This is a genomic window from Luteibacter aegosomaticola (assembly GCF_023078475.1).
GTDB classification, from domain to species: domain Bacteria; phylum Pseudomonadota; class Gammaproteobacteria; order Xanthomonadales; family Rhodanobacteraceae; genus Luteibacter; species Luteibacter aegosomaticola.
This window is the reverse complement of the sequence record NZ_CP095741.1, coordinates 3,958,785-3,971,541: the sequence shown is the minus strand read 5'-3', so window position 1 is coordinate 3,971,541 and position 12,757 is coordinate 3,958,785. Positions and strand designations below refer to the sequence as shown.

Here is a 12,757-nt window from a genome sequence, read left to right as displayed (position 1 = left end):
GGGAATCTTCTTTCGGGGGTGGTGTCTGTAGGCGCAGGCTTAAGGCGCGGTCAGGCTACCGCGCTAAGCTGTATGGCTATCCTCCCGTCCCGTCCGGATCCCCCGCTAGCGTGCATTACCCAGGCAAGGCGCCCCCGCCGTACGTCGAATCGCACCGGTTACCGCCGGAGGCGACGGCGCGCCATGGGCTGCATCCGATCGATCCGGAGACGATTCGCGCCCTGCGTGCCATCCGCCACCGCAAGCCGCCGCACGACCCGGTACGGGCCGTCCTGGCCATCGTCGGCACGCTGCTTCTGCACATCCTCATCATCCTGCTGGTTCAGTACGAGATGCAGCCGCGGCCGTTCGCGGACTATGCGAAGCCGGTGGACAAGGCTGACGTGCTGGAAGTGCGTTTTATCGAGCCCACGGCGCCCCCGCCCCCGCAGGCGAATGTGCCCCCGCCGCCCCCGGTGAGCGAGCCGCCACCGAAGGTGCGCTCGCCCGAGGCCACGCGGCCGGAACCGCCCGCGCCCAAGCCGAAGGAGCCGGTGAAGACGCCCGCGCCTGCCGAAAACGAGGCACCACCCCCGGCGCCCGCACCTTCGCTGTTTGGCAAGGACGGCCAGGTGCACCTCGCGCCGGCACCCACCTCGGCACCGACCACGCAGGCCGATTTCGTCGCCCGGAAGCCGACCGACGATGCCGGCGTGATGGCCCACAAGGGCCCGGTGACCTACAAGGAAACCAAGTTCGAAAAGGATTGGGCGCCGGATAACGAAAACGTGCTCAACGGCGGCATCCGCAAGGCGATGGAAGCGACGACGCTGAAGAAGGAGGTCAACGTCGGTGGCACGCGGATCAACTGCGCCACGGTGTTCTTCGTGCTGCCGGTCGGTTGTCGCGGCGAGGATCCGCCGAAGCCGCCGCCGAAGTCCGCCGACGGCCGCCTCAACATGGCACCGACGCACTCGCTGGCCGATGGTCCTGACGTAGTGAAGCCGCCGAGCGAGGCAGAGTGCATCGCCGCCTTCCGCGCCGACAAGCCGCTGCCCCAGGGTTGCCCGAGCGACGTACCGCTAAAGGCGATCGACCAGGAAAAAGCCGAACAAGACAGAAAAACACGGTAGGAGCCCACCCTGTGGGCGACGCCTCTCGCGAGAGCGCTGCAGGCCACCATCGGACGATGATTGTGCCCCGCACGCCCAGCGTGGACACTAGCGCCCGATGCCTACCCAGTACACACCGGACAGCGATCGCGAGGCCGGCGACCCCGCGTTGCCCATGTCGCCGCGCGATGCGGCGATGCAGGCGCTCGTCTATCGCCGCCAGCTGCGCCAGAAGCCGAACCCGAGCCTGCGCCGGATCGCCGGCTGGGTGGGCACGCTCATCATCCACATCGTGTTCCTGTTCGGCATGATCCTGGGCCCGGCCTACGACCTGCCGCCGCCCCCGCCGGAGCCGGACAACCCGGATGCATTGCAGGTACGCCTGATCGACAAGCCGCCCCCGCCGGTGCCGCCCGTGCGCGGTACGCCGTCGAAGGCGCCTGTCGCCAAAGCGAAGAAGGCGAGCAGCAAGGCCGTGGCGAGCCGTGCGTCGCGCGGCTCACATGCGGCCGCCGTGGCGTCGGCAAACAAGGCACTCCCTGCTATCGCCGTGCCGGCGGCGCCGCCCCCGCAGGTCAAGCCCGATGTGAAGCTCACCGCGCCGCCGCCGAGCGTGCAGGCCGTGGCCGAGAAACCGTTGGTCCAACCGACCGCGCCGCCGAAGCAACCTGATCTGGAACAGGTCCCGGTGCCGACGCCTGCGCCGCCGGATCTGGCCGTCGATACGCCCAAGCCCCAAGTGACCCCACCGCGCTTCCAGCCCGAGCCCGTGCGGAAGGCGCAGGCGGAAGGCACCACGCCGATGCCGCCGCCCGCTTCGTTGTCGCTGCCGCCGATCCCCGCCTCGCAGCCGGCGGTCACGCCCGTGCCGCCGCAGATCACTGCGGAAAAGACGACGCCGGTTCCCACCACCACGATGACGCTGGCGAGCGTGCCGCGCCCCGAAGTGCAGGGGTCCTCGGCGCCGCCGACGCCCCAGGACACGCCGCTGCCTGCGATCTCGCAGGAGCCGACGGCCCCGCCTGTGCCGACGGTCACACCCGACCTGCCGCGCCCCGTGCCACCGAAGGTCGCCGTGGAAAACGTGCGCGCGCCTGCGGTACAGGCTGAGGCGGAACTCGAAGCCGTACCGCTCCCGGATGCCACGGCGCGCCCAACGCCCTCCGCGCCTGTGGCTGACGTCGCGCGGCCGGTCGTGCAGGCGCCGACGGTCACGCCGGGCGATATCCAGCGCCCGGTGGCCGGTGAAGACGTCACGCCCGCGCCCCCGGGCCAGGCGCCGGGCGATAACGCGGCCGGCGAAGCCGCGGCGCAGGCGCAGAACGAAGCGGGCAAAGCCACGAACGATACGAGCACCGCTGCGAAGGAAAGTACCCCTGGCGCGCCATCTGCGGCAGGTGACACGACGGCGGCCAACGCAGGTACCAACACGCCGGGCGCTGCGGCTGATACCGGCAAGCCGGGCGCCGCGAAGGGCGCGGATGAAGGCGAGCGCCTCACCGGCGCGAACGGCACGTCGCAGCGCAGCGACGGCGTGGTTGGCGGGCAGGGCGACAAGGCGGGCCAGGTCGGCGCTTACGTCGAACTGAAGCCCCGCGGCAACGTCGTGCCGCAGAACGGTGCGCACGTGCATATCGATTACAAAGCCACGCGCTTCGATGACGCGTGGACGCCGAAGGGCGAAAGCTCGGTCGATACCGCGCTACGCCACGGCGTCGAAGCGACGACGGTGAAGTTCACCATCCCGTTGCCGCGCGGCGTGCGGATCAACTGCCAGGCAGGTCCGGGCGCGTCGGGCGGCGCGATGAAGCAGGCCATCTCGCTGTTCACCCTTGGCTGCGGTGGTGATCCGCCGCCGAAGCCGTCCGAGCCCGACAAGCTGGTGAAGAACCAGACCCTGGCATCGAAGCCACTTGCCGACAATCTGCCGCCGGCGAACGCTTCAACGGTGGCTCCGACTAGCCAGCCCATCGACAACACGGCGTTCTGCACGACCGCACGTGTCGCGGGCGGCCCACCGCCGCCCGGCTGCGAACCTACGATCAAAATCAACGTGCAGGGCGCACCGCAGAGCAACGGCTCATGGGTGCCGGCGAGCGATCAGTTCAAGTAAGCGTGAATCTCGGTGCGGGCGGCCATATCGTGCAGCCCGCGGTGACGCGCATCGACGAGTGATGGCAGCAGGATCACGGCCCAGCCCACGACCGGTGCCCACAGGGCCACCTGCAGCGACGTGACCCTGTAGAGCATCAGCAGCAGCACGGGTAGCCCGGCAACCACGAGCCGGACCAGGCCCTGTTTCACGCCAACGGGTCCGCCCTCGCGCGACACCACACGGATCTTCCACGGTCGCATCCCCAGCGTCTGCCCGCCTCGTAACCACGAAAGCAGGAAGTACGCACCGACCACCGCGGCCTGCAACGGCTGGTACCACCACGCGACCACATGCCCTTTGCTGTCGGCCACGTGGCCGCCCGTCGCCACCTGTGCGATCAGCCCCACCACCATCACGATGGCCACCACGGCCAGCACGTCGTAGACGATCGCCGCGAAACGGCGCCAGGCAGGGGCGGGTAGGGTCATCGTGCTCATGCAGCCTCGCAATAGGGGTCGGTCGCATTATGGGTTTTCCCGGTGGCCTCGTGCGACCATCGATCCATGACGGAAAGTAAGACCGAACCGAAAACCGACGACGCACGCCTCATCGATCGCTTCATCGAGCGGGTGTGGTCGGAAGATGGCCTGGCCGATCGCACGCTCGAGGCGTACCGGCGTGATCTTGTGCAGCTTTCGCGCTGGCTCGAGACGCGCGGGCATGGCCTCGCCACGGCGACGCGCGAAGATCTTTCCGCGTATCACGGCAGCCAACCGGTGTCGGTGCGCAGCATGGCGCGGCGGCAGTCGGCGTTCCGCCGCTTTTACGCGCAGCTGGCGCGCGACGAGGGCAAGAAGGAAGACCCGACCCTGCTAATGCAGCGGCCGAAGATGCCGCGTGGTCTGCCCAAGGCGCTGGCCGAGCGTGAGATCGAGGCGCTCATCGTCGCACCCGATACCGATACGCCGCTCGGCCTGCGTGATCGCGCCATGCTGGAATTGATGTACTCCTCGGGCCTCCGCGTATCGGAATTGGTCGATCTGCCCCTGGCCGGCCTGAACACGCGCCAGGGCGTGCTCCGTGTCACCGGCAAGGGCGGAAAGGACCGCCTGGTGCCCGTGGGCGAAGAGGCGTTGAACCACGTGGAGCGCTACATGGCCGAGGCACGGCCGGTGTTGGCCAAGGGCCACAGCCAGCCGCTCGCCCTGTTTCTCACCAAGCGCGGCGACGCCATGACTCGCCAGCAGTTCTGGACCCTGGTGAAGCGCTACGCCATGCAAGTGGGCATCCCGGGTAAACGTGTCTCACCTCACGTCTTGCGACATTCGTTCGCTACGCATCTTCTCAACCATGGCGCTGACCTGCGCGCCCTACAGATGTTGCTGGGCCACAGTGCGCTCAGCACGACGCAGATCTATACGCTTGTTGCCAAAGAGGGTTTGAAGCGCCTTCACGCCCAGCATCACCCCCGCGGCTAACCCGCTCGTGCCACAATCGGGGGAACCGATCGCGGCCCACGCGTTCCAAGCTGGGCTCGCGGAATCCCCCGGTACCCCATGGAGCCGTACCCGATGTTCAAGAAAATCCTCCCGGCGATCCTGGCTGGCGCGTTCGCCATGAGCGCCGCCGCCGCTGATGACACCAAGGTCGTGCGCGATGCCGTCGAAGGCCTCGGCCCAGGCATCACGGTGGATTCCATCGCGCCCGCGCCCATGCCCGGCTTCTACCAGGTCGTGGCTGCTGGTCGCATGGTCTACGTGTCGGCCGATGGCCGCTACATGCTCAACGGCAACCTCATCGACCTGAAGAGCCAGACGGACCTCTCGGCGGCCAGCTGGGCCGCCACACGCAAGGCCGCGTTGGCCAAGGTGCCGGCTTCCCAGCGGCTGGTCTACGCCGCTGCGCAGCCCAAGCACACCGTCACGGTGTTCACCGACGTGGATTGCGGCTTCTGCCGCCAGTTGCACTCGCAGATCGATGAGTTCAACAAGAAGGGCATCACCGTCGAATACGTGTTCTGGCCGCGCGAAGGCGTCAAGACCACCGCCGGCAACGACACCCCCTCGTACACCAAGGCCGTCTCGGTCTGGTGCGCTTCCGACCGCAAGAACGCGTTCAACGAGGCGATGAAGGGCGGTTCGGTCAAGGCGGCCAGCTGCACCAACCCGGTGAAGGATGAGTTCGAACTGGGCGAGCGCCTTGGCGTGAACGGCACCCCCACCGTTGTCACCGAGAACGGCGACGTGGTCGGCGGCTACCTCAGCCCGGCCCAGCTGCTGAAGGCGGTCGAGGCCCCGGCCGGCACCGCTGGCAAGGGCGGCTAAGCCCGGTTGCCCGTAGGAGCCCACCCTGTGGGCGACATCCTTCGCCGCACCGTCCGGGCCCTGCGGCTCCTCTGCGAAACATGTCGCCCACAGGGTGGGCTCCTACGGGCGACGCCTCTTGCCGCGCCGCCTGGGTCCTGTGGCTTCTCTGCGAAAGATGTCGCCCACAGGGTGGGCTCCTACGGCATCGGGGCGGACCCCGATGCTGTCCCGCAACATCATGTAGAATAGGCGTTTTCCTCCAGCGCCTTATCCCCCCGCATGATCGCACTCGACGGGCAGAGCGCCCTCTCGCCTTTTCGCCTCGAACGCCTGAACGCCCACCTGGAGTCCCTGCACCACGGGACCCGCGTGCAGGCGGCCTGGTTCGTGTACTTCGTGGATGCCGCTACGCCGCCGGAAGGTGACGCCCGCGCCCGCCTACTGGCCGTGCTGGAAGCCAAGCCAGGTAACCCCGAGCCGGCCACCTTCTGGGTGGTGCCGCGCCTTGGCACGATTTCGCCCTGGTCGAGCAAGGCCACCGACATCCTGCACGGCGCTGGCTTCGACGTCAGCCGCGTGGAGCGTGGCGTGGCCTGGCAGGTCACCGGCATGCCGGCGGCAGGCGACCCGGCCTACGCGCAGGTCATGACCGCCTTCTGCGACCCCATGGTCCAGTCGCCGCTCGATGACCTTGCCGAAGCAAAGGGCCTGTTCCTGGTCGGTACGCCGGGTGACATTGGCCGCGTGGAACTGGGTAGCGATGCCCAGGGCGCGCTGCAAGCCGCCAATCAGCACCTGGGCCTGGCCCTGGCCGACGACGAGATCGATTACCTCGCCGACCGCTACAGCGAGATGGGCCGTGCGCCCACCGACGCCGAGCTCATGATGTTCGCCCAGGCGAACTCGGAGCACTGCCGCCACAAGGTGTTCAACGCCACCTGGACGCTGGACGGCAAGGAACAGGAAAACTCCCTGTTCGGTATGATCAAGAACACCCACAAACTGTCGCCGAAGTTCACGCTCAGCGCGTACAAGGACAACGCGGCGGTGGTCGAGGGCTACGAGGGCAACCGCCTCTTCGTGAATCCCGACGACGGCGTGTTCCGCACGGTGAAGGAAAGCGCGCCGTACGCCATCAAGGTCGAAACGCACAACCACCCGACGGCCATCGCGCCGTGGCCGGGTGCCGCCACCGGTTCCGGTGGCGAAATCCGCGATGAAGGCGCGACGGGCCGCGGCGGCAAGCCGAAGGCCGGTCTCACCGGTTTCTCGGTGTCGCACCTGCGCATCCCGGGTACGCCGCGTCCGTGGGAAACGCCGCGTCCGTTGCCGCCGCGCATGGCCAGCGCCTTTGAAATCATGCGCGATGGCCCGCTCGGCGCCGCCGCGTTCAACAACGAGTTCGGCCGTCCCGCGCTCGGTGGCTACTTCCGCACCTTCGAACAGGAGACGGGCGAGAAGGGCATCCGTCGCGGCTACGACAAGCCGATCATGATCGCCGGTGGCCTCGCCGCCATCCGCGAGCAGCACGTCCAGAAGCGCGACGTGCGCCCGGGCGATAAGGTCATCGTGCTCGGTGGTCCGGCCATGCTCATCGGCCTGGGCGGCGGTGCCGCCTCGTCGGTGTCGTCGGGTACCTCCAGTGCGGAACTCGATTTCGCCTCCGTGCAGCGCGATAACCCGGAAATGGAGCGCCGCGCACAGCAGGTCATCGACGCGTGCTGGGCTCGTGGCGACAAGAACCCCATCGTCAGCATCCACGATGTCGGTGCGGGTGGTCTTTCCAACGCCATCCCCGAGATCCTCAACGACGCGGGCGTCGGCGGCATCATCGACCTGTCGAAGGTGCCCTGCGACGATCCCACGCTCTCGCCCATGCAGGTGTGGAGCAACGAATCGCAGGAGCGTTACGTCCTGGCGATCGGCCCGGACGAGATCGCCGAGTTCGAGGCGTACTGCAAGCGCGAGCGTTGCCCGTTCGCCGTCGTCGGTGAAGCCACCGCCGAAGCACGCCTCATCGTGAAGGATCCGCGCCGCGATCTCACCGTGATCGACCTCGGCATGGACGTACTGTTCGGCAAGCCGCCGCGCATGCACCGCGATGCGCAGCGCGTGAAGCCGCGCGTCGATCTCGTGGCCGACCTGACCGGCATCGGCATGGATGAAGCGCTGATGCGCGTCCTCCGCCTGCCGGCGGTTGGCAGCAAGAACTTCCTGATCACCATCGGTGACCGTACCGTCGGCGGCCTCAACGCGCGCGACCAGATGGTTGGCCCGTGGCAGGTGCCGGTGGCCGATGTCGCCGTCACCATGACGGACTTCGACGGTTATACCGGCGAAGCCATGGCCATGGCCGAGCGCGCGCCGGTGGCCCTGCTGTCGAGCGCCGATGCCGCGCGCATGGCGGTGGGCGAAGCCATCACCAACATGGCCGCTGCACCGCTCAAGCTTGAAGAAATGCGCCTGTCCGCCAACTGGATGGCCGCGGTGAACCACCCGGGCGAAGACGCCGCGCTGTTCGATGCCGTGCGCACGGTCGGTATGGAGCTCTGCCCTGAGCTGGATATCGCGATCCCGGTGGGCAAGGACTCCCTGCACATGCAGACCGTGTGGCAGGACGAGAACGGCAAGAAGCAGAAGACCGTCTCGCCGGTGTCGCTCGTGATCACCGGCTTCGCGCGCGTCGATGACGTGCGCCGTGTGCTCACCCCGCAGATCAAGCTTGATCGCGGTGATACCGACCTCTGGCTGATCGACCTCGGTGCCGGCCGTGACCGCCTTGGTGGGTCCGCGCTGACCCAGGTGTTCAACCGCGGTGGCGGCGTGCCGCCGGATCTGGATGACGCCAAGCGCCTGCGCGCCATGTTCGAGCTGATCCAGGAAGCCAACCGTGGCGGCCTGCTGCTCGCTTACCACGATCGCTCCGACGGCGGCGCTATCGTCACCCTGCTGGAAATGGCCTTCGCCGGCCACTGCGGCCTCGAGATCAAGCTCGATGGCTGGGCCGATGCCACCCTGCGCGCGCTCTTCAACGAAGAGCTCGGCGCCGTGGTCCAGGTGGCCAGTGCCAATCGCGAAGCCTTTGAACAGCTGCTGGTGAAGCACAACCTGGCCGGCATGACCCACCATGTGGGCCGCCCGAAGGAAAAACTCGGCATCAAGCTGCACCTGAATGGCGAAACGCCGTTCAAGTGGAACTGGACCGAACTGTTCCGCGCCTGGAACGAAACCAGCTATGCCATGCAGCGCCTGCGCGACAACCCGCTCAGCGCCGACCAGGAAAGCGAGTGGCGCCTCGACGATGCCGATCCGGGTCTGTCGCCGAAGCTCAGCTTCGATCCCGCTGACGATATCGCCGCGCCGTACATCGCGACCGGTGTGCGCCCGCGCGTGGCGATCCTGCGCGAGCAGGGCGTCAACGGCCAGGTGGAAATGGCCGCCGCGTTCACCCGCGCCGGCTTCGACGCGGTCGACGTGCACATGACCGATCTCGCCAGCGGCCGTTACCACCTGAAGGATTTCCGCGGTCTCGCTGCCTGCGGTGGCTTCTCGTACGGTGACGTGCTCGGCGCCGGTCGTGGCTGGGCCACGTCGATCCTTTACAACGATGCGCTGCGCGAGCAATTCGCACGCTTCTTCGAAGATGGTTCGAAGTTCGCGCTGGGCGTGTGCAACGGCTGCCAGATGATGTCGCAGCTGAAGGACATCATCCCCGATGCCGACCACTGGCCGCAGTTCCTGCGCAACCAGTCGGAGCAGTACGAGGCACGCCTGGCCACCGTCGAGATCATGGATTCGAACAACCTGTTCTTCCGTGGCATGGCCGGCTCGCGCCTGCCAGTGGCGGTGGCGCATGGCGAAGGCCGCGTGCATTTCCCCAAGGTGTGCAGCCCGTCGAAGAGCCACGGCGCAGCGCGCTTCGTGGATAACCGCGGCAAGCCGACCGAGCATTACCCGCTGAACCCGAACGGCTCGCCGGGCGGCCTCACGGCGTTCACCGCCGCCGATGGCCGCGTGCTCATCATGATGCCGCACCCGGAGCGCGTGTTCCGCAGTGCCCAGCTCAGCTGGCACCCGGAGCAGTGGGGTGAGGATTCACCCTGGATGCGCATGTTCCGCAATGCGCGGGCCTGGGTGGGTTGAGCACGACGGTGGACGAACTCACCAGCATCATCATCGTCCTGGCCGATAGCGGCCCGCTGACTCGCGAGTGCGTGGAACACGCCCTCGCGAGCGACCGTCCGGTCGAGGTGATCCTGGTCGACAACGGTTCGGACGATGGCGTGCCGGAAGCGCTCGATCGCGCGTACGTGGGCGATGACCGCGTGCGCGTGGTCTATAACCGCGCCAACCTCGGCTTCGGCCCGGCGGTGAATCGCGGGGCGGTCCACGCCCGTGGCAAGTGGTTGCTTGTCCTTAACCCGGATTGCCTGATCGATCCGGATACGATCACCCGCATGGGTGCCCACATTGGCCCACACACGGGCATCGTCGGTGCCGTAGTGCAGGATGCTTCCGGTCAGGTCGATCCCGCGTCGCGCCGGCGCGATCCGTTGCTCGGGCGTGCGATCGCGACCAAGCTGGGCCGCGGCGGCGGCATCGACATCGCAGGCCCTTTGCCTGCCGGTGCCGAGCCCGTGGAAATCGTTTCGGGCGCCATCCTGCTGATGCCGCGGGCTGCGTTCGAGACCTTGGGTGGCTTCGACGAGACGTTCTTCCTGCATTGCGAAGACATGGACCTGTGCCGTCGCGCACGTGACATGGGTTACCAGGTACTGCTTGCTGGCGACGTGCAGGTGATGCACGGCAAAGGCGGCTCCAGCCGCCACCGTCCGGTGTTCGTCAGCCGGCACAAGCACCGCAGCATGTTCATCTGGTTCCGTCGCCACGATCCCGCGGCGACGAATCCGCTGGTGCGTGCCGTGGTGTGGCTCGGCATCTGGGCGCACTTCGTGCTGAAGATCCCCGGGCAGCTGCTCCGCAAGAAGCGCCGATGAGCGCGGCGATGAAGGGGAGCGGCCCGGCGACGCTGGGCTTGCTGGCGGTCACCGCCATCTGGGGTTCCACCTTCGTCATGATCAAGGACGTCGTCGGCCGCATGCTGCCGATCGATTTCCTGGCGGTGCGTTTCGTGATCGCGGCCGTGGCCATGCTGGTGCTGTTCGCGGTGCCGGTCCGCCGGCTGGGCAAAGCGCAGACCCTGCGTGGCCTGGCGCTCGGCGTGCTCTATGGCGTGGCGCAATGGCTGCAGACCGAAGGCATCGCGCTGACCTCGCCCAGTGTCAGCGGCTTCGTCACCGGCATGTATGTGGTGTTCACCCCGTTCCTCGCCCTGGCCTTGTTCCGCCAGCGCTTTCCTATGTCCACATGGGTAGCTGTCGTGCTCGCGATGGTGGGATTGGGCGTGCTGGCGCTGAACGGCTTTTCCGTTAGCCTGGGCGTGTGGCTCACCCTCGCGTCCGCGGCGTTGTACGCCCTGCATATCGTCGGCCTGGGTCACTGGTCGAAGCCGGGCGATGCCTTCGGCATGTCGGCGATCCAGATGCTGGGCATCGCCGTGGTGTGCGTGCTCGCCACCCTGCCGCACCACGGGCCGGCGCTGCCGCCGGACGGCAAGGCCTGGATCGCGATCGTCTACATGGCGTTGGTCGCTGGCGCGCTGGCGATGCTGGTGCAAACGTGGGCGCAGGCGCATATGCCTGCCACGCGGGCGGCGATCGTCATGACGACGGAACCGGTGTTCGCCGCAGGCTTTGCCGTGGCGTTGGGGGTGGATGCACTGACCACCCGGATGGTGCTTGGCGGTGCCCTGGTGCTGGCCGCCATGTACATGGTGGAACTCGCACCACGCTTCCGCCGTAAGAAACCCGCCGAAGCGCTGCACCACGAAGCCGGCTGAACCTGCGTCCGGCGTCGTTACTTCCCCGTTCTCCGACTTCCCCGCTGTTGTAGGAGCGTGCTTGCACGCGATGGGTGCTCGCGGCAACGCTGATCGCGCGCAAGCGCGCTCCTACAGGTGCATTACTTGGTGGTGCTGAACTTGTACGTCATCACGTTCTTGTAGGTCTGGCCCGGATCAAGACGTGCCGAGCCGAAATCCGGCTGGTTCGGTGTATCCGGGAAGATCTGCGGCTCGAGGGCGAACGCATCGCCTTCACGATAGATGCCACCGGCCTTGCCCGACGTGGTGCCGTCGAGGAAGTTGCCCGAATAGAACTGCAGGCCCGGCTGCGCCGACCACAGCGACAGCACGCGGCCGCTCTTCGGGTCCGACACGCGCGCCACTTCGCGAGCGGCCGGAGCCTCTTTCCGCGAGATCACCCAGTTGTGGTCGAAGCCACGACCGAACACGAGCTGCTGTTCGCTTGCATGGCGAACATCGCGGCCGATCGGCTTGGGCTTGCGGAAATCGAAGTAGGTGCCCGCCACGCTGCGCACTTCACCCGTCGGGATAGCGGTGGCATCGGTCGGCAGGTACGCATCGCCCGCGATCATCAGCTTCTGGTCTTCGACGCTACCCGAGCCCTCGCCAGCGAGGTTCCAGTAGGTGTGGTTGGTGATGTTGACGATCGTCGGCTTGTCGGTGGTCGCCGTGTACTCGATGGTCAGCTCGTTCTTGTCGTTGATCGAATACTTCGCGGTGGCAGTGAGCTTGCCCGGGTAACCCTGGTCGCCATCGGGGCTCACGTAGGTCAGGGTGACACTCGGGTTCGCACCCGATTCCACCTTGTCGACCGTCCAGACCACCTTGTCGAAGCCCAGCTTGCCGCCATGCAGCGAGTTCGGGCCATCGTTCACCGGCACGGTGTATTCCTTGCCATCGAGCTTGAACTTGCCCTTGGCAATGCGGTTGGCATAACGGCCCACGGTATCGCCGAAGTACTGCGGCTTGGCGAAGGTGCCCTTCAGGTCCGGGTAGCCAAGCACGATATCGCCCGGCTTGCCGTTGCGGTCGGGCACATCCAGTGCATAGAGCGCGGCGCCCAGCGAGATGATCTTCGCTGTCATGCCCTTGCCGTTGGTGAGCGTAACGACGGTTACGTCTTTACCATCCGGCGTGCTGCCGAACGATGCCTTCGTGGCATCGCCGGCGGAAGCCGCCGACGCGCCGCCAAGCAGGAATGCCGTGGTCGCTACGGCGAGAAGCTTGTGCATGGTCCACTCCCTTTGTGGTGACCCCGCGACAAGAGCATATTTGTACGACAAATGACAAGCTGCGCTGCGTCAAGGTCGCCACCGCAAACATCGTTAGGATGGCGGGGGCG

At 67.1% G+C, this 12,757-nt stretch carries 9 protein-coding genes; 7 read left to right on the top strand and 2 right to left on the bottom strand.

Features of this window, described 5'->3' with window-relative positions:
- Positions 1–110: 110 nt before the first annotated feature.
- Positions 111–1,112, top strand: a complete 1,002-nt coding sequence (locus L2Y96_RS17730) for a hypothetical protein (protein ID WP_247328842.1) — start codon at positions 111–113, stop codon at positions 1,110–1,112.
- Positions 1,113–1,209: 97 nt separating this feature from the next.
- A complete protein-coding gene (locus tag L2Y96_RS17725; RefSeq protein ID WP_247328840.1) occupies positions 1,210–3,204 on the top strand; it encodes a hypothetical protein in 1,995 nt (664 codons plus the stop codon).
- Here L2Y96_RS17725 and L2Y96_RS17720 read toward each other — a convergent pair.
- Positions 3,192–3,683: an RDD family protein gene (locus L2Y96_RS17720; protein ID WP_247328837.1), complete on the bottom strand. Its 492-nt coding sequence runs from the start codon at positions 3,681–3,683 to the stop codon at positions 3,192–3,194. The two genes, L2Y96_RS17725 and L2Y96_RS17720, sit on opposite strands and share 13 nt — an antisense overlap.
- A gap of 66 nt (positions 3,684–3,749) precedes the next feature.
- Between L2Y96_RS17720 and xerD the strand changes: the two genes are divergently transcribed.
- The 5 genes from xerD (at position 3,750) to L2Y96_RS17695 (ending at position 11,391) form a co-directional block, all read left to right on the top strand.
- Positions 3,750–4,664 carry a site-specific tyrosine recombinase XerD gene (gene xerD / locus L2Y96_RS17715; protein WP_247328834.1) on the top strand — a complete coding sequence of 305 codons (915 nt, stop codon included), beginning with the start codon at positions 3,750–3,752 and terminating at the stop codon, positions 4,662–4,664.
- Between the two features lie 93 nt (positions 4,665–4,757).
- A complete protein-coding gene (locus tag L2Y96_RS17710; protein WP_247328831.1) occupies positions 4,758–5,510 on the top strand; it encodes a DsbC family protein in 753 nt (250 codons plus the stop codon).
- Between the two features lie 261 nt (positions 5,511–5,771).
- The gene (purL, locus tag L2Y96_RS17705; RefSeq protein WP_247328827.1) at positions 5,772–9,635 is read left to right on the top strand and encodes a phosphoribosylformylglycinamidine synthase; all 3,864 of its coding nucleotides are present in this window, start codon (positions 5,772–5,774) and stop codon (positions 9,633–9,635) included.
- Positions 9,636–9,643: 8 nt separating this feature from the next.
- The gene (locus tag L2Y96_RS17700; protein ID WP_247328825.1) at positions 9,644–10,489 is read left to right on the top strand and encodes a glycosyltransferase family 2 protein; all 846 of its coding nucleotides are present in this window, start codon (positions 9,644–9,646) and stop codon (positions 10,487–10,489) included.
- Positions 10,486–11,391: a DMT family transporter gene (locus tag L2Y96_RS17695; RefSeq protein ID WP_247328823.1), complete on the top strand. Its 906-nt coding sequence runs from the start codon at positions 10,486–10,488 to the stop codon at positions 11,389–11,391. The genes L2Y96_RS17700 and L2Y96_RS17695 overlap by 4 nt, the downstream gene beginning before the upstream one ends.
- Positions 11,392–11,513: 122 nt before the next feature.
- Here L2Y96_RS17695 and L2Y96_RS17690 read toward each other — a convergent pair whose 3' ends face one another.
- Positions 11,514–12,647: an aldose epimerase family protein gene (locus L2Y96_RS17690; RefSeq protein WP_247328820.1), complete on the bottom strand. Its 1,134-nt coding sequence runs from the start codon at positions 12,645–12,647 to the stop codon at positions 11,514–11,516.
- Positions 12,648–12,757: the final 110 nt, after the last annotated feature.

Bases quoted from the DNA above. Each gene is read 5' to 3' on its own strand.
- L2Y96_RS17725 (WP_247328840.1), top strand. From the start codon at position 1,210: ATGCCTACCCAGTACACACCGGACAGCGATCGCGAGGCCGGCGACCCC.
- L2Y96_RS17720 (WP_247328837.1), bottom strand. From the start codon at position 3,683: ATGAGCACGATGACCCTACCCGCCCCTGCCTGGCGCCGTTTCGCGGCG.
- xerD (WP_247328834.1), top strand. From the start codon at position 3,750: ATGACGGAAAGTAAGACCGAACCGAAAACCGACGACGCACGCCTCATC.
- L2Y96_RS17710 (WP_247328831.1), top strand. From the start codon at position 4,758: ATGTTCAAGAAAATCCTCCCGGCGATCCTGGCTGGCGCGTTCGCCATG.
- purL (WP_247328827.1), top strand. From the start codon at position 5,772: ATGATCGCACTCGACGGGCAGAGCGCCCTCTCGCCTTTTCGCCTCGAA.
- L2Y96_RS17695 (WP_247328823.1), top strand. From the start codon at position 10,486: ATGAGCGCGGCGATGAAGGGGAGCGGCCCGGCGACGCTGGGCTTGCTG.
- L2Y96_RS17690 (WP_247328820.1), bottom strand. From the start codon at position 12,647: ATGCACAAGCTTCTCGCCGTAGCGACCACGGCATTCCTGCTTGGCGGC.